This window comes from Vibrio sp. S9_S30, assembly GCF_014694455.1.
GTDB lineage: Bacteria > Pseudomonadota > Gammaproteobacteria > Enterobacterales > Vibrionaceae > Vibrio.
On the sequence record NZ_JAAUWT010000014.1, the window covers coordinates 146,638 to 164,116 of the forward strand.

16 protein-coding genes and 1 riboswitch are annotated in these 17,479 nt (G+C 44.6%); of the genes, 10 read left to right on the top strand and 6 right to left on the bottom strand.

Annotation, left to right across the window (positions count from 1 at the left end; translation table 11 throughout):
- Positions 1-98: 98 nt before the first annotated feature.
- Together nfuA and HC752_RS17065 are read right to left on the bottom strand one after the other, a co-directional pair.
- The gene (gene nfuA / locus HC752_RS17060) at positions 99-686 is read right to left on the bottom strand and encodes a Fe-S biogenesis protein NfuA (protein ID WP_101114522.1); all 588 of its coding nucleotides are present in this window, start codon (positions 684-686) and stop codon (positions 99-101) included.
- Between the two features lie 90 nt (positions 687-776).
- The gene (locus HC752_RS17065) at positions 777-1,487 is read right to left on the bottom strand and encodes a ComF family protein (RefSeq protein WP_190336367.1); all 711 of its coding nucleotides are present in this window, start codon (positions 1,485-1,487) and stop codon (positions 777-779) included.
- A 79-nt stretch (positions 1,488-1,566) separates the two neighbouring features.
- Here HC752_RS17065 and bioH point away from each other — a divergent pair, with 79 nt between their 5' ends.
- Entirely contained in the window at positions 1,567-2,331 is a 765-nt protein-coding gene (gene bioH / locus HC752_RS17070) for a pimeloyl-ACP methyl ester esterase BioH (RefSeq protein WP_190336368.1), read from the top strand.
- A gap of 141 nt (positions 2,332-2,472) precedes the next feature.
- Complete coding sequence (locus tag HC752_RS17075; RefSeq protein ID WP_190336369.1) at positions 2,473-2,937, top strand: ATP-dependent Lon protease; 465 nt, start codon at positions 2,473-2,475, stop codon at positions 2,935-2,937.
- Between the two features lie 75 nt (positions 2,938-3,012).
- On the opposite strand, the gene plsB is transcribed toward HC752_RS17075, so the two are convergent.
- Positions 3,013-5,439 (bottom strand): glycerol-3-phosphate 1-O-acyltransferase PlsB, encoded by a 2,427-nt coding sequence (gene plsB / locus HC752_RS17080; RefSeq protein ID WP_190336370.1) that lies wholly within the window; start codon positions 5,437-5,439, stop codon positions 3,013-3,015.
- A 316-nt stretch (positions 5,440-5,755) separates the two neighbouring features.
- Here plsB and lexA point away from each other — a divergent pair, with 316 nt between their 5' ends.
- From lexA to dinF, 3 genes are all read left to right on the top strand, one after another.
- Positions 5,756-6,367 carry a transcriptional repressor LexA gene (gene lexA / locus HC752_RS17085; protein ID WP_190336371.1) on the top strand — a complete coding sequence of 204 codons (612 nt, stop codon included), beginning with the start codon at positions 5,756-5,758 and terminating at the stop codon, positions 6,365-6,367.
- Between the two features lie 63 nt (positions 6,368-6,430).
- Complete coding sequence (locus HC752_RS17090) at positions 6,431-7,246, top strand: class I SAM-dependent methyltransferase (protein WP_190336372.1); 816 nt, start codon at positions 6,431-6,433, stop codon at positions 7,244-7,246.
- Positions 7,247-7,301: 55 nt separating this feature from the next.
- On the top strand, positions 7,302-8,648 hold the full coding sequence (dinF, locus tag HC752_RS17095; protein WP_342029488.1) for an MATE family efflux transporter DinF: 1,347 nt from the start codon (positions 7,302-7,304) through the stop codon (positions 8,646-8,648).
- 89 nt (positions 8,649-8,737) lie between these two features.
- Here the strand turns inward: dinF and sthA are convergent, their stop codons facing one another.
- Complete coding sequence (gene sthA / locus HC752_RS17100) at positions 8,738-10,135, bottom strand: Si-specific NAD(P)(+) transhydrogenase (protein ID WP_190336373.1); 1,398 nt, start codon at positions 10,133-10,135, stop codon at positions 8,738-8,740.
- A gap of 271 nt (positions 10,136-10,406) precedes the next feature.
- Between sthA and fabR the strand changes: the two genes are divergently transcribed.
- A complete protein-coding gene (gene fabR / locus HC752_RS17105; RefSeq protein WP_190336374.1) occupies positions 10,407-11,075 on the top strand; it encodes an HTH-type transcriptional repressor FabR in 669 nt (222 codons plus the stop codon).
- Positions 11,065-11,436: a YijD family membrane protein gene (locus HC752_RS17110; RefSeq protein ID WP_190336375.1), complete on the top strand. Its 372-nt coding sequence runs from the start codon at positions 11,065-11,067 to the stop codon at positions 11,434-11,436. Before fabR ends, HC752_RS17110 begins: the two co-directional genes overlap by 11 nt.
- 56 nt (positions 11,437-11,492) lie before the next feature.
- On the opposite strand, the gene trmA is transcribed toward HC752_RS17110, so the two are convergent.
- Positions 11,493-12,602 carry a tRNA (uridine(54)-C5)-methyltransferase TrmA gene (gene trmA / locus HC752_RS17115; RefSeq protein WP_190336376.1) on the bottom strand — a complete coding sequence of 370 codons (1,110 nt, stop codon included), beginning with the start codon at positions 12,600-12,602 and terminating at the stop codon, positions 11,493-11,495.
- A 200-nt stretch (positions 12,603-12,802) separates the two neighbouring features.
- Positions 12,803-13,037, top strand: a riboswitch (cobalamin riboswitch).
- A 66-nt stretch (positions 13,038-13,103) separates the two neighbouring features.
- Here trmA and btuB point away from each other — a divergent pair.
- From btuB to murI, 3 genes are read left to right on the top strand one after another with little or no spacing between them, the layout of a single operon-like run.
- Complete coding sequence (gene btuB, locus HC752_RS17120) at positions 13,104-14,942, top strand: TonB-dependent vitamin B12 receptor (RefSeq protein ID WP_190336377.1); 1,839 nt, start codon at positions 13,104-13,106, stop codon at positions 14,940-14,942.
- A gap of 34 nt (positions 14,943-14,976) precedes the next feature.
- The gene (locus HC752_RS17125) at positions 14,977-15,669 is read left to right on the top strand and encodes an adenine nucleotide alpha hydrolase (protein ID WP_190336378.1); all 693 of its coding nucleotides are present in this window, start codon (positions 14,977-14,979) and stop codon (positions 15,667-15,669) included.
- 34 nt (positions 15,670-15,703) lie between these two features.
- Positions 15,704-16,501: a glutamate racemase gene (gene murI, locus HC752_RS17130; RefSeq protein WP_342029489.1), complete on the top strand. Its 798-nt coding sequence runs from the start codon at positions 15,704-15,706 to the stop codon at positions 16,499-16,501.
- Here murI and HC752_RS17135 read toward each other — a convergent pair.
- Positions 16,476-16,916 (bottom strand): RNA recognition motif domain-containing protein, encoded by a 441-nt coding sequence (locus HC752_RS17135; protein ID WP_190336379.1) that lies wholly within the window; start codon positions 16,914-16,916, stop codon positions 16,476-16,478. The genes murI and HC752_RS17135 overlap by 26 nt on opposite strands.
- Positions 16,917-17,479 lie beyond the last annotated feature (563 nt).

A 17,479-nucleotide genomic window follows, 5' to 3' on the forward strand; every position in this document is an offset into this window, starting at 1 on the left:
GTTGGCGGTCAGCGCCGTTAACCCCAATATAAAAAGCCGGGAATCATCATTCCCGGCTTTCGTATGTTTGGTTCTCTTTACCAGCGACTATCTAGTGCCTAATAGTAAGAATGCTCGCCTCGGTCGTGCTCAGTTGAGTCACGTACCGCCGTGAGTTCACCTTCGAACTGGGCTAAGAGTTCTTTCTCAATACCTTCTTTCAAGGTGACGTCAACCATGGAGCAACCGTTACAGCCGCCACCAAATTGAACCAGTGCAACGCCGCTCTCTGAAATCTCAATCAGGCTAACGTGACCGCCGTGCCCTGCAAGCTGAGGATTAACTTGAGTTTGAATGGCGTATTCGACTCGCTCCATGAGTGATGCATCATCAGACACTTTGCGCATTTTTGCGTTCGGTGCTTTGAGTGTGAGTTGAGATCCCATTTTATCGGTGACGAAGTCGATCTCGGCATCCTCAAGGAATGGTAGGCTGAGTTCATCGACAAACGCAGAAAAGAGTTCAAAGGTTAATTCAGTATCGCTGGCTTCCACAGCTTCTGGTGGGCAGTAAGAGACGCCACACTCAGCATTTTGCGTTCCTGGGTTGACCACAAAGACGCGAATGTTTGTGCCTTCAGGTTGCTGCTCAAGCAATTTCCCAAAATGCGATTGTGCGTTTTCCGTAATAGTAATTGTATTTGACACGACCAATACCCGAGTAATTTTGTAAACTATTTGCCCATTCTACCCCTGTCGATATTTCGATCCAGCTTTTTAAGTCACAACTTATCTACGCTACATGGGTTCAGGGGTTCGGCATATACAATAAATATCGACGGTTTCTACCCCAACATCAAGTAGTAATTGGCATAATTGTCGGATGGTGCTGCCTGTTGTCACTACGTCATCAACAATCGCCATGTGTTTTGCCACGTGAGACGAATTGAGAGTGAATGCATTCTTTAGGTTGAGAAGTCGGGCTTTTCTATTGAGCCCCTGTTGCGCGCCAGTGTGTTTGATACGGTTGAAGACTTGGTTGTCAAAGCGCTCGACGACACCAAGGTGTTGGCATAATGATTTGGCTAAGTGATCACTTTGATTATAGCCTCGCCAAAGCTGTCGACGCCAATGGAGTGGGACGGAGGTAATGATCTCTGCGGGTTGAGAAATTTGCGCAGCCAGTAGATAGGTAAGATCGTCAGACAGCCAAAATTGGTGTTGATGTTTGAAATGGTGAACGTAATTAGATAATGGTGGTTGATAATCCCCGACACAGTATAAACGGTGCCAAGGAGGCGGTGTAGAGAGGCATTGACCACACTGCTCAACCGTGTGTAGGGTGGGTAAACCGCATTGTAAACATCGGTGCTTTTCTCTCAAATCCTCTAAACAAACTTGGCACCATCTTGTTGTTGGCGTGTTTTCTTCAATGTTCAGACCACATGAGGGACATTGGAGTTTAAAATGGCGGTGAACTTGAAGTTTCAACCAGTGAGAAAAAGCCATATAAAGTTGTTCATATTCATTGGGTTGATTATGTTACTAAATACAGTCGCAGTACTAAATACGTTTTAAGGGAAAAAGCATGACAACATCGTTGTATTGGCAATCATTCGGACACGGTCCGGATTTGATATTGCTTCATGGATGGGGAATGAATGGTGCGGTGTGGCAACAAACGGCGGAACGTTTGGCTCACCATTTTTCTGTTCATGTCGTGGATTTGCCGGGGTACGGTCATAGCCGCCATGTTCATGCAAAAGACTTAGAAACCATCGCGAACTGTATTTTGCAAGATGCTCCGGAAACAGCGATTTGGATGGGATGGTCATTAGGTGGTTTAGTGGCTACACACATCGCTCTGAAACATGACGAAAGAGTATCCAAGCTGATCACGGTAGCCAGTTCGCCCAAATTTGCGGCTGAAAAGCCATGGCGTGGCATTCAGCCAAATGTACTGACGTTGTTTACTGAGCAATTGGTTGACGACTTCCAACAAACCGTTGAGCGATTTATGGCACTTCAAGCCATGGGCAGCCCATCCGCTCGCCAAGATGTGAAGCAATTGAAACAAGCGGTACTATCACGGCCATTACCGGATACTAAGGCGTTGCTAGCGGGTTTAGAGATGTTAGCGAATATTGATCTCAGAGCCGATGTCGCGGGAATCAAGGTGCCTTATTTGCGAGTTTACGGACGCTTAGATGGTCTAGTGCCCATTAGCGTCGCAAAAGACATGCAAATATGGGCGCCACAGAGCCATCAGCACACGTTCGAACAATCATCCCACGCCCCATTTATGACAGAGCTCGAACCGTTTTGTGAAAAGATCACCGACTTTTGTAAATAAATTGAACAATCTGCCGTTATAAGAGTAAGCAGGCTAAACTGTAACCAGATTGGTTTTGCTATTGTCATCATTGGCAAGAGGCTGTGAGATCCGCTAAATGAACGTGTTTCACGGCAATGTTACCGTTGTGGGAGGTTTGTTATGTTAGTGAATCCGACCAGTGCCAGCGCTCCGCTGATTGCCCCGTCGGTCAATATACAAACCGAACAAGTCGCACGCGACAACAAAGTGAAAGAGCCTGTAGCTCCCGCTGCAGAGCTGACTAAGTCGAGTGCAGAGCGAAAGGCAACGCTAGAGGAAAGGCGTCGAAAACGTGCCGCTTGGAACGCAGAAGAACACCCCGACTACGAGTTGGATTCTGATGCAGAAACGGAGTATCACGAAAAGCCTATCGACAAGCTTGAACGGTTGTTTGATTTAATAGCACTGCAATCTTACAGTGCCCAGCAAGGAAAAGGGTATACCATCCGTTTCCGGTTGCCAGCCAGCGTGCTGAACGATGCGATTAATGAAGGGAAGATGGCGAAACGCCGCACCATTATTAAATATCATTATGGGCATTCTGTCGCGCCTCATACGCCATCAGAAGTGATTGCGATAACTTAAATCGCCAAATCAAAAAGACCACCTTTTCGGTGGTCTCTTTTTCACTGTTTGATAGCTTATTAGTGTTGTAATTGCTTATTCGCTTTCTGATTGTCGACTTTCTTGTATGGTCAATTTGACTTCCGTAGGCAGCAGTTTTGACAGTGTTTCTGCCAACTGTTTGGTCTTGTCTAAATCACATTGCCCGTCGATGTTTAGGTAGCCTTGTTCTTTCAGGGTACTGAACAGGGCTGCAAACACCCCTTTATCAAAAAATTCTGGCGCGTTGATGCCATGCAAACGTCCGAGCCTCTGTGCGACTTGTTGGCTGCGTTGTTCTAGCTCAGTTCTGCCTAATTCGGGCGCTGCGACAAGTTGGGTAATGGCAATGGAGTAACGCTGCAATGTTTCCTGAATGGTTCTGGCGTATAAAATCAGGGATTGTATTCGGCATTGGCTTAAGGACACGTTCTCATCATTCAGAGTCACAAGCTCTTGTCGAGAAAACTCTTCGATTGTGTTGGTCACCACATCCGCGATGTCACTTTCATCATAATGGATAAACAGTTCTTTCTTTAAGAAAGGGTGCAAGGTTGTGACGGAATCAATGATGGACGACAACTTGATGTTTTCATGCTGAACAACCAATTGAGCAATCAAAGATGGGATAGCAAATAAATGGATGATGTTATTCCGGTAGTAGGTCATCAAAATGGACTGTTGGCGATCCAATGATATGATGTCGCCCATGCTGTCTGGCTCAATGACAAACTTATCTAAGCTAATGGCGTGATGAACCAAGTCCTCTGCGTTGCTATCGGGTGTCGTACTGGTGCTGGAATAGGGGACGTGACGAAGCAACGCCAGATAGCTGTCCACCTGTTGAATCAAAGTCTCGCGAGACAAAGCACGTTGTCTCGATGCGGATAAAGCAAGAGCGCACAATGTTAATGCATTGGTAGCCGCGGCGTTATTGATGTGCGTCATCATTTTCTCAGCCAATTGATTGACCACCGGTGTCATCCACTGGGGTTTAGGGCTGTTAACGGCATCAATGTCGTTTGTCCAATCAGGCACATGTTCATTGAGGTATTGGTTCAGCGGAATAGGTTCACCAAAGTTGACGTACCCTTGCCCAAAATTGCGAAGCTTGCGTAAAGTCTTCAGAACAAGCCCTGCGTTTTCTTTTTCTTTCCGTTTGCCTCTTAATTCCTTAGCGTAGGTGGACACTTCCATAACATGTTCATAGCCAATGTACACTGGTACTAATGTCACTGGTCGATTGAGCCCTCGAAGCATCGCCTGAATGGTCATTGCTAACATGCCAGTTTTCGCTTGCAATAAGCGCCCTGTTCGAGAGCGACCACCCTCACTGAAATATTCTACGGAATACCCTTTGGCAAAGAGCTCTGCCAGATATTCACGGAAGATAGTGGAATACAGTTTGTTCCCCTTGAAGCTTCGACGAATAAAGAATGCTCCACCTCGGCGGAAGATAGGACCTGCGGGGAAGAAATTCAAATTAATACCGGCGGCAATGTGCGGTGGAACCATCCCTTCCTGATACAGTACATAGGACAAAAGTAGGTAATCCATGTGGCTACGGTGACACGGTACGTACACAATTTCGTGACCATCTTGCGCCAGCTTTCGTACGGTGGACGCGTTATGGATACTGAGACCTTGATAAAGTTTATTCCACAACCAACCTAAGAAGCGCTCACTTTGTTTCACCAAAGAGTAAGAAAAGTCAGCGGCAATTTCATCCATGATCGCTTTGGCTTCTTTTTCGGCTTTTTCTTGGCTAATGTTTTTGCTTTTTACTTCGTCTGCTACCGCTTTTTTAATGGCTTCAGATTTCAGCAGGCGTTGAAATAACACTTGGCGGTTAGGAAGATTGGGGCCCGATGCCGCCAGTTTTTGACGAGAAAAATGGATTCTAGCCACTCGTGTTAACTTATGAGCGATGGTTTGATCGGTACCGTGGCTGTCAGCCATCAAGCGCAGTGACACCACAGGGCTGAATCGCACTAAACAGTCTCGTCCAGAAAGCAACAGTGCTTTTACTTTTTGAGGGCCATTTAAGCTTTCAAGATACGGCTTTTGATTGTCTTCTTTGCCTGGCTTTCTGCCCCAAAGTACGCTGACAGGCAGCACTTGAACGTCTAAATCACGGTCATGGCTGTGCAGCCCGAGCAGTTTCGTGAACAAATCAACGGATTCTGAGGGGGCATCATGATCATTTTGAATCAAAGTCGGGCGTGAGGAGGTAAAGACAAAGCGTCCAAACGGTTGACCATTAATTTCTAGCTGAGTCAATGGATCCGGTAACCCTTGCTCCAAGGCATACCTTTGGAATGTCAGTAGATCGACGTTAGACCGAAACGGCAGTGCGTAAACAATGGGTTTGGAAATATCGATACCCAAATCTTCCACTGGATCCGATGGGATAGTTGTCCCTTTTACCAATACAGACAAAGGTAACTTCATCAAAGTTCGAGAAAGAGATTGTCCAGAAGACATAGTGAATGTTTGCCTCAACAGGTTTGTTTCGATGGCGATGTGTTTAAAACATCGCCACTTGATTAATAACGCTGCAAGGATAGCAGAAACTGGTCTAACCTTTTATTCAAATTTGTCACTATCTCTAAAGCGTTACATCGGCTCGCATCAATGCAACGAAGATGAGTCTCGCCCTTATATGGTGCTGCCTATTGAAGGCGGATAGGCATTGTATGAGCGTAAAACAACCAATCCGTTAAAAAATAGACAATTGTCTTTGATTTCGACGATTTACTGGATATACTCACAGTTAACTGTATAAAAAGACAGGTGGACCATGAAGCCATTAACGCCGCGCCAACAACAAGTTTTCGATCTGATCAAAGATAAGATCGAAGCATCCGGTATGCCACCCACTCGTGCAGAGATTGCCCGTGAGTTGGGGTTCCGTTCTGCCAATGCAGCAGAAGAACATTTAAAAGCTCTTGCCAGAAAAGAAGTGATCGAGATTATTCCCGGTGCATCTCGAGGCATCCGAATTCTTCTGGAAGATGAAGAAAATGGTTTACCCTTGATTGGTCAGGTTGCAGCAGGTGAACCTATTCTGGCTCAAGAACACGTTGAAACGCACTATCAAGTCGATCCGACCATGTTTAAACCACAAGCCGACTTTTTGCTTCGTGTTAATGGTATGAGTATGAAAGACATTGGCATTATGGATGGTGATTTATTGGCTGTTCATAAAACATCAGATGTGCGTGATGGGCAGGTTGTTGTGGCTCGAGTCGATGACGACGTAACAGTAAAACGTCTTGAACGCAAAGGCTCGACGGTTCTACTTCATGCAGAAAATGAAGAGTTTGAACCGATCAAAGTCGACCTTACCTCACAGCACTTAGCGATTGAAGGTATTGCTGTGGGTGTGATCAGAAATGCTGATTGGATGTAATTAAACTTTGATTTATTAAATGATAGTCATTATCATCTTACTATTATTGTAGGGAAGATGATAATGACACAACCTCACTTCAAACGACCTAAGTCTCACTACCAGATTCCAGCGAATTTGCTTCAGCCTATGTGGTTGCGAAGCAGAGAAAGCATGGTTGATGATGGGTTGGTTTACGATCCTATTGCGGCCAATGCTTGCCAGCGTTGTGAACTGGCACCGGAATGTTTGTCTGGCGACGTTGATCAAAAGCAACTTTTGAATGCCACACTTACTCAATTGTGTGATGAAAGAGTAAAAAGCTTTTTGATGGATAACCCTGAAGCTTGGATCTTGAATGTTGGAGCTGGATTGGACACCCGCTTCTACCGTTTAGATAACGGCCGCTGCCATTGGCTGGAGCTGGATATCAGCGAAAATTTACTCTGGCGTCAAAAGCTCTTTCACCCTAGTGAGCGTTATCAGCTTCGATGTGGCAGTGTCGTCGATACTGATTGGCTTAATGATTTACCCGTTCCTGAATCTTCCCCTGTTCTCATTGTTTGTGAACATGCCCTCCTCGACTGTGACGAATCTCAGGTTGCCCAATTTATCCGAACATTAGGTCGTCGATTTATCCATGCCCAAGCGTGTTTCGTGTTAGCTGGTGACTTAGCAAACTCTCATTGGGGGAAAAAGCTCGGTGGGGGAGGCTACAAACATGCGATTAGGCAACCGAAAGAGAAGCTACTGAACTGGCTTCCTTGGTATCAATGGGTGACGCTTCATTCCCCCATGGATAAAAACTGCAACCGATGGAAACGTTGGCAACGTTGGTTGTCCAAAATGTCCTTCTTCAAGCACCGAATGACTCCTGTTCTTTTGCACATGCGATGGTGATTGATTAATCAATCGCTAGGCGCTAACCTCGACGCTATCATTGTCGAGGTTTCATGTGATCAAATCCCAACCGTTTTCCTTTCTTTCTCATTGGTCTTTGCACAAGCAAGTGCTTTGGCTTGCCATTCCCATGGTGTTATCCAATATCACTATCCCTTTGCTTGGGCTGGTGGATGCGGCGGTTATCGGACACCTTGAACATGCTTGGTATTTGGGCGGAGTCGCATTAGGCGGCACAATGATCAGTGTGTCGTTTTGGCTGCTGGGTTTCTTGCGAATGGCAACAACTGGGTTAGCCGCGCAAGCAACGGGCGCAAAAAGTGGAGAGCTACTTTGCCTTGTTTTGCTTCAAGGTTTAATGATGGCTGGAATATTCGCGTTATTATTTCTTTCGCTCCACCCGTGGGTTTCAGAGTGGGTGTTTGTGCTGAGTGACGCGAGTGATCAGGTTAAATTTTACGGTCAACAATACTTTTCAATCCGCGTTTGGAGTGCGCCAGCCGCTCTCGCCAATTTCGTTATTCTCGGGTGGTTATTAGGAACGCAAAACGCGAAAGCACCAATGTGGATAGTGATTGTGTCCAACCTTACGAACATTGTGCTCGATCTGCTGTTCGTGATCGGTTTTGGTTGGAAGGTGGAAGGAGCAGCATTGGCATCCGTACTGGCCGATTATCTGGGCATGTCACTCGGTTTATTTTTTGTTTATCGCACATGGATTAAACTCGCGCTGCCATCTGTTTTTAGCCAACTAGGGGTCATAACCAATGGAATAGGGCGCTTTGTTCGTCTTAATCGCGACATATTTCTACGCTCATTGTGTTTACAGGCAGCGTTTGTGTTTATGACTTTTCAAGGTGCCAGCTTTGGCGATGATGTGGTGGCAGCCAATGCGGTATTGATGAGCTTTTTGATGATGATTTCTTACGGCATGGATGGGTTTGCCTATGCGATGGAAGCAATGGTAGGGAAAGCCATTGGAGCAAAAGATAAGAAGCAGTTGAAACTGTCGCTGATCGGAACGTTTTTCTGGAGTTTAATGATTTGCGCGGTGCTGACGTTGGTGTTTGCCTTTGGGGGATCGCTGCTGATCTCGATGATCACAGACATTCCTATCGTACGAGAACATGCCAACGCTTACTTACCATGGTTAATTGCGATGCCGTTGGTTTCTATGTGGTGTTTCCTATTTGATGGCATTTTCATTGGTGCAACAAAAGGCAAAGAAATGCGCAATAGCATGTTTGTTGCGACAAGCAGTTTCTTCCTTGTTTTTTTCACTTTTTCCGATCTCGGTAATCATGCTTTATGGCTAGCTATGCTGAGCTTTATGGGGATGAGAGGGTTGGGGTTAGCGGTGGTGTTTGTCTATCAATGGCGAGGAAATCGGTTTCTAGCGTAGTATTTGTAGCGGTATTGTTTGTAGCGGTATTGTTTTAAACACAAAAAGAGGGTCAGCGTATGCTGACCCTCTTTTTTGATGCTTTGACATCAGAACAAACGGTTTAAACCATTCAATGCCGCGACTCGGTATGCCTCTGCCATTGTAGGGTAGTTAAAAGTAGTGTTGACGAAGTACTCAATGGTGTTCGCTTCGCCTTTTTGCTCCATAATGGCTTGCCCGATATGGATAATTTCCGCTGCACGCTCACCAAAACAGTGAATACCCAGTATTTCTTTTGTCTCACGGTGGAAAAGAATTTTTAATGATCCAATGTCTTTTCCGGCAATTTGCGCCCTTGCAAGATGCTTAAATGACGATCGACCCACTTCATACGGGATTTTCGCGGCGGTGAGCTCTTGCTCGGTTTTGCCCACAGAACTGATTTCAGGGATGGTGTAGATCCCCGTCGGAATGTCTTCAATCAAGTGATTGTCGGCTTGCCCTTTGGTGATGGCCTGCGCCACAAATCGACCCTGATCGTATGCCGCACTCGCAAGGCTTGGGTAACCAATCACATCGCCAACTGCGTATATGTGCTCTACATCCGTTTGGTAATTGGTGTTCACGCTGAGCTGACCTCGTGAGTCTGGCGTGAGACCTACATTCTCTAAACTCAACTTATCCGTATTGCCTGTTCGTCCGTTAGCGTAGAGGATACAATCGGCACGCATTTTTTTACCCGACTCCAAGTGAATCACCACACCTTCATCGGATGCTTCAATGCGTTCATACGTTTCATCGTTGCGAATGATCACGCCACTGTTCCAAAAGTGGTAAGACAGTGCGTCGGAGGTTTCGTTGTCTAGGAAAGAAAGTAGTCTATCGCGAGTGTTGATGAGGTCGGTTTTCACACCAAGCCCGCGGAAGATGGAGGCGTACTCACAGCCGATAACGCCAGCACCATAAATGATGATGTGTCGTGGATCATGCTCGAGCGACAAAATAGAATCGCTGTCGTAAATACGGTCATGACTGAAGTCAACATCAGCGGGTCTGTAGGGTCGAGAGCCAGTAGCGATAACAAACTTATCGGCGGTGTATTGTTCTACAGTGCCATCGGGTTGCAGCACTTCTACCGTATTGCTGGCAATGAATCGTGCTTCACCAAAAATCAGAGAGCACTCATTGCGGTCGTAGAAACCTTGTCTTAAGCGAGTTTGTTTGTCGATAACGCTTTTGGCGTGGCCGAGAATATTGGAAAACGTAGAGTGTAGGCTGGAATTATTGTGGCAGAAGAGAGGATTATTATTGAATTCTATGATGCGGCTAACCGCATGTCTCAGTGCTTTTGAAGGAATGGTACCCCAATGAGTACACCCCCCGCCCACACTGCTCTCCCGCTCAATGATTGCAACGTTTAACCCCGATTTTGTTAAGCCCATTGCCGCCCCTTCACCACCAGGACCGCTGCCTATTACTATTGCATCGAAGTGCGTTGAGGTCATATATTTGCCTTTTGTAATGATAGTTAACATTGCTGTAGCGATATTTTAACGACTTCATTTTACAGGTAAATGGCCTCACCAGTAGACAGTGGAGAGGATCACGTTGTGTTTCAATCAGAATTTGTGAAGTCATCAGTAACTTCGAGTAACAGGCGAGCAATTCCGTGAAAAATCCGTAAAGTATCCACCGTTGTCTCATAGACTCTTACTGCATTCACGGTATAGTAAGGCTTGCCTGTTAGGTCAGTTTCTCTATAAAGCGTAGTTAAGAATGACAAACGAGAATATAAAAAAGAGTTTGGGAATCCGGGCTCAACAAAAAGAAAAAACCCGACGCTCAGTAATCGATGCCGCTTTTAGTCAGTTAAGTGCCGATCGCAGCTTTTCTAATCTAAGCTTACGTGAAGTGGCGAGAGAGGCGGGCATTGCGCCGACCTCTTTCTATCGTCACTTTAAAGACATGGATGAACTTGGATTGACCATGGTTGATGAAGGCGGTTTACTGCTTCGTCAATTGATGCGTCAAGCTAGGCAGCGCATTGCCAAAGAGGGCAGCGTGATTAAAACCTCGGTAGACACGTTTATGGAGTTTATCGAGAGTAGCCCAAACGTTTTCCGGTTGCTGTTGAGAGAGCGTTCGGGGACATCGTCTGAGTTTCGTGCGGCGGTTGCTCGAGAAATCCAGCACTTTGTTGCAGAACTTACTGAATACTTGGTGATCAATGGTGTGTCTCGAGAAGGTGCTTACACTCAGGCAGAAGCATCGGTGACGCTGGTTTTCAGCTCTGGCGCAGAAGCGCTGGATTTGGAAAAAGATGAACGAAATGAGCTGGCGAATCGCTTGATCACTCAGCTCAGAATGATTGCAAAAGGTGCCCATGTGTACCGAAAAGAAAATGAACTAAAGAAGAATAAGGCAGGACAAAGCAATGTCGAATGAAGCTCCTATCTCTGACCAAGGGTCAGAAAAGAAAACTCTCCTCTTAGCTCTAATTGCGGGTATGTGCAGTAATGCTCTGTTGTCAGCACTGACAGTCAGTGAAGTGGCTTTTTCAGTGTTCCCAGTCATAGCATTGGTATTGGCAGTACAGAACCTGTATCAGGAATATCTACGTCACCCTGTTTCTGAAGATATCCCGATGGTGGCTCTGGCATGTTTCTTTGTTGGGGCGTTTGGGTATTCTGCTTTCCTTGGAGCACAATACCCAGAATCAGGCTCCAATTTCTTCTCGATTATCGTAACCCTGCTTCTCCTTGTTTGGGTTGGTAAGAAACTCGGGTATATCGCTAAGCCTCAATAGATCACCCGATCACCGAAACGCATAAAAAAACCGCTCCGATGAGTGGTTTTTTTTGTTTATGCTTTTCTTTCTAAGAACACACCCGCTTCCATGTGGTGGGTGTAGGGAAATTGATCAAACAAGGCAAAGCGAGTAATACGGTGAGTTTTACTCAAAATATCCAAATTGTCTTTCAATGTGTCTGGGTTGCAAGAAATGTACATAATACGTTCATACCCTTGCACCATCTTACATGTGTCGATATCCATGCCAGCGCGAGGTGGGTCGACGAAGATGGTGTTGCAGTTATAGCTTGTTAGATCGACATTCTGCTGCTTCAAGCGGCGAAACTCTCGTTTGCCTTCCATGGCCTCGGTGAACTCTTCGGCGGACATCCGAACAATTTGCACGTTGTCGATGTTGTTCGCTTCAATATTAAACTGTGCAGAATCGACAGAGGGTTTAGCCAGTTCGGTTGCCAATACGCGATCGAAATTCTGTGCCAGTGCCAACGAGAAGTTTCCATTACCACAATAGAGTTCTAGAAGATCCCCTGTACTCTCTTGAGTGCAATCTACTGCCCACTCCAACATTTTTTGCGCAACGATCCCATTTGGCTGTGTAAAACTGTTTTCTACTTGCTGATAGACGTAAGTTTCGCCATGAACATTCAGTTTTTCAATAACGTAATCTTGATCCAGTACGATTTTCATTTTCCGAGCTCGACCAATCAAATTGAGGTTGAACCCTTCATCATTGAGCCGCTGTTTTAGGGCTTTTGCCTGTGAAATCCATTCATCATCTAATTGACGGTGGTAAAGCAAAGACACCAAAATCTCGCCACTGAGTGTGGATAAAAAGTCGACCTGAAACAGCTTTCGGCGCAACGTATCGTTATCTTTCATCGCGTCGATCAACAAGGGCATAAGATCATTGATTAAACGGCTTGCCGCAGGGAAGGTATCCACGCGATATTTTTCACGCGTCTCTTGATTGAACATGATGTAGTAGAGCTCTTCACCTTCGTGCCAAACTCGAAACTCCGCTCTCATGCGGTAGTGCTGATCTGGAGACTCATACACTTCCAATTCTGGTGCATTGAAAGGAGCAAACATCTCAGTCAGGCGCTGGGTTTTATCCGCAAGTTGTGCTTGATAATGCTCTGGGTTTACATCAAGTGACGCCATGGAGTCATGCCTTATTGCTTAGGTACAGGGAGCGCAGATTTTATTCAATCCACTTTATTTGTCCAGCTTTGTCTTTCTGGTGGATTCATGAGATGGATCAATCACTCTTGTTACAATCAATTTGATGAATGTTTGTGCTATTGACGAGAGTGATAATAGGTTAGAAGAAATACGTCTAGACAGTCATAAGAATGCGAACTAGTATCCTCGTTCAAGCTGGTGGTCAAATTTTGACTGAAAAGGGAATCTGGTGGAAATCCAGAACTGACGCGCAGCGGTAAAAGAGAACGAACACCTCGGATTGAATCCAAACACTGCTTACGGTTTGTAAGTGGGAAGTGAGGTGCTAGGTATCTGAATCTGTATGGAATTAGTGTTCCTGTAGATTAGGGTGAGCTCTTAAGTCCGAATACCTGCCAGCAATAAGAACCAAGCGGATAGTAGCCACGTAGAAACGTACTGCTTGGTCTTAGAAGGATTCTCGCGATTTAGGAAATGACAATGAAAAAAACTCTTCTAGCGACCACAGTAGCGTCGCTGCTTACACACGCCTCCATTTCTGTTGCTCAAGAAGCGGCAGATACCGAAACTCTCGTAGTGACAGCGAACCGATTTGAGCAAAGTACTCAATCTGTTCTTGCACCAGTAAACGTTGTCACGCGTCAGGAAATCATTCAGTCGCAAGCTAAAAGCCTACCTGAAGTATTACGTAAACTTCCAGGAGTGGAGATCGCTCAAAACGGTGGGCGAGGTCAGCTTGCGAGTGTGTACGTACGTGGTACTGGCTCAGATCAGGTGCTTGTGCTCATCGATGGCGTGCGTATGGCTAAATCTTCAACAGGCAGTGTGGACTTTAACCAAGTGCCTGTTTCACAGATAGAGCGAATTGAATACGTCCGTGGTGCTCGTGCTGCAATGTATGGCTCTGAAGCTATTGGTGGTGTCATTAATATCATCACTTATTCGAATACTAAGAACCAAGCTATATCTAACTTATCTGTTGGTGTCGGTAGTCGCAGTCAAGAAGCAAACTTTGATTCGGTTATTTCTACGTCTGAATCTGGCAAACTTGCAGTGACTGCGGGCTATGAAAAAGATGAAGGCTATAATGTAAAACCAGTACCAGGTGTGAACGATGGTGAAAAGCATGGCTTTTCTTCCATCAATGGTTCACTGGGTTACAGACATAATTTTAATGACGTAATAGAAGCATCTGTTTTCGCGCGCGTTTACGATAATACGTATCAATATGACAACAATAGCTCTAGCTCTCGTAAAACATCTGAGTCACATGTTTCAAGTCAAGTAATTGGCGGCTCTATTGGTTATACAAAAGATCAGCTTGCATCTACATTTTCTTACTCGAATGAGTTTGGACGTTCTAATACATCAAATCCATATGATCTAAGTGCTAGTGATCAATATCGAAATGTTTATAAGCAAGATAATGTCAGTTGGATCTCTAGCTATGAAATTAATGAGTCAACTCAGGTCTCAGGTGGTTTAGATTGGAGAAAAGACTTTTATAAAGACGATAAAGCAGATTCTACGCAAGATCGTTCAAACACAGGTGTGTTTGGTGTGCTATCGACCAAGCAAGAAATTGTGACAGTCGAACTATCTATTCGTAGTGATGACAACCAAGATTACGGTCGAAATACCACATATAATGCAGGATTAGGTTTCGACATTACTGAAAGTATTCAAGTCTTTGGTTCTTATGGAACGGCTTTTAAAGCCCCAACGTTATCACAACAAAATGGTTCTGCTTGGGTCGGGGAAAATAAAAGTTTAAAACCTGAATCTTCGAAAAACATAGATATTGGTGTTAAAGGAACGGTCAAGGATATTGATTGGGCTGTAACGGGATACGATATCAAGATTGATGACTTGATTGATTATGACGGTAATAAGCGACAATACGTAAATGTTGAAGGACAAACCCGAATCAAAGGTGTTGAATTAGAAGCTGCCTTTGAAACAGGTTCGATATTCCATGCGTTCTCTATTGACTTGAAAGATCCAAAAAATGATGAAGGCAAATTGTTGGCTCGTCGTTCAAAGGGCGCATTTAAATGGAATGTGAGTACTTCGTTTGACGATGTAGATCTATCACTGAGCTATCAGTACTACACAAAACGAAGAAATAGTGATTATGACGCAACTCCAATTTATCTGAAGCCGTATGATTTGCTAGATGCAGCAGCGACTTATTGGGTTGAGCCTAATGTTGCGATTCGTGGACGTGTTGATAATCTACTAAATGAAAAGTACGAGACTGCTAACGGATATCCGGCATCAGAACGTACTATCTATTTAAGCATTGCTTACCAATTCTAATTCCAAGCCGCCTTAGGGCGGCTTTTTAATTTCTATGAAAAACGAATCTAAAAAAGTCATCGTCAGTTGGTCATCAGGTAAAGATTCCACGCTAACGCTCATTCGTCTACTCGAAGACCCTCAATATGAAGTCGTCGGGTTGTACACGACTCACGTAGACGGCGAAGTCCCATTTCAAGTCACACCCATTTCGGTTGTAAAAATGCAAGCGGAACTCGCCAATTTGCCGTTAGTCACGATTCAACTTCCAGAAGTATTTCCACCCAACGAGGTGTATCAGAGTTATATAGTTAAAGGGTTAAAAAACTCAAAGCTAGAGATAGATGCCGTTGCGTTTGGCGATATGTTTTGTAATGGCATCATGGAATATCGAAAAAGCTATATTGAGAAAGCAGGGTGGGAGTGTGTATTTCCGTTGATGGGGACACCCAGTACAGAATTAGCGAATGAAATACTGGATAGAGGCATTGAAACCATTGTAGTGACAGTGGATGGGAACAAATTGCCTTCCAGCCTATGTGGTGAGTGGTATAGCAAAGAATTGATCGCTAACTTACCTAACGAAATAGATCCTTGCGGAGAGAATGGTGAATTTCACACGTTAGTGACATCGGCTCCTTGTTTTAGCCATAATTTATGCTTGTGGTCTATTTCCATTGAGTGCACCGAGCGATTTCACCACTTACGTTATGTGGCGAATATTGGCGAGGAGTCACTTTACCAGTAATATACGTCCAGCTTTTATTGGGGTAAGAACGAACGTGGATAAAAAAACAGAAAAGAGAGTGCTCATTTTTGATTCTGGTGTTGGAGGTCTCTCCGTATACATAGAATTGAAAGCGTTGCTTCCGCAATTGGAGTACCTCTATCTTTTTGACAACGCGGCATACCCATATGGAGAGCTGGATGGCGATACGCTGGTATATCGCGTTCAAACCTTGATCACTCAATATTGTCGAGAATACGATATCGACTTAGTGGTTATCGCTTGTAATACGGCCAGTACATTGGTCTTACCCCACTTAAGGGCTGCGTTATCCATTCCTATTGTGGGAGTAGTTCCCGCTATAAAACCAGCATCATTGATCTCCAAAATAGGCGTCGGTCTGATTGCTACTCCCGCAACGATAACCCGCGACTACACACACGATCTCATCAAAGACTTCGCGAAAGACACAGAAGTAAAGCTATTAGGTTCCACGAAACTGGTGGAAATGGCCGAGCGAAAGTTGCGCTCGGAAACAGTTTGTCCGGAAGAAATGAGAGAATTACTCGAACCGCTTATTAACCAAATCGATGTCGCAGTATTGGGGTGCACGCATTTTCCACTATTAAAAGATGAAATCAGTCGAGTGTTGAACGGCGTTGTATTAATCGATTCCGGTAACGCTATTGCTCGTCGCGTCGCTTTTCTTTTGAAAGCAAGCTCGGGGTTAGAGAGGAAACAGTTAAATCGGATTTTTTGTAGTGCACCACCACGAGGCGATGATGCACTTAACTCTACATTAAAAAAGATGGGTTTTTCAGAAACGGTTATTCAGCCGTTTCCGGGTGTTTAGGATCGTTGGCGACTCTAACTTTAAGTGTTCTCTCCATATAGTCCTGTTCATTTAGTCCTTGAATGACATTATCTGTGTCTTCCCTTGATACAACGACAAAGCCGAAACCTCTACGTTTACCTGTACGTTTGTCTTTCATTAACCTAACCGCGAATACTTGTCCGTGTTTAGAAAACAATTGCCGAACATGGGTCTCGTTAGCTTTATAAGGAAGGTTCCCCACATAAAGAGTGGTCGTAGCTGATTTGTCATTACTTGCATGCTCTGAAGAGGGGTTAGAAAGGGATAAGATAAGCGCGCAAGTAAAAACGCCAATAATAAAAGCGGTAGCTGGTGGTGCTGCAATTTGTGAAAAGGCTGCAGCGCCCAATACTGCCAGTGCGATAACGAATAAATAAGATTTTTTTGAGTTCATATCTGAATACTACATTGAAAGTGTGAAGTAATAAGATGCAAAGCGCTATTAACAAAATAGACACACAGATCTTACGTTTAAGCATGATGAAATTCCAACCAATTGCTGTGATACCCTTCAAATGTTGAAATTTTATTCGATATTTCGAGTTTTGATTGAAAATTATTCACTTGGAAAATAATTTAAAGAAAAGACTTGTCATCCATTCCTATCTCCCTATAATGCCGCCTCACCGACACGGAGTGAGATGGAAATCACACGACGAGCGGGTAAGAGAGAGAAAGAAAGTTTAAAAAAATCTTGACTCTCAAAAATGGGAGCGTATCATTCGCACCCCTAGCGGCCAAGCGCAGAGCGCTAAGTATCGTTAGAAAAAGCTCTTTAACAATATAGACCTATCAATCTGTGTGGGCACTCGTTGATGATAATCCAAAACGTTTCTTAGGAAACACTTTAGGTTTCAATGAACTGAGTGACCAACCAAGACTTCTTCTGGAAACATAAGAAGACTTAGCACAGTCAATTCAACATTTACTTGTAAATGTAATCAGTATTCATTGAGC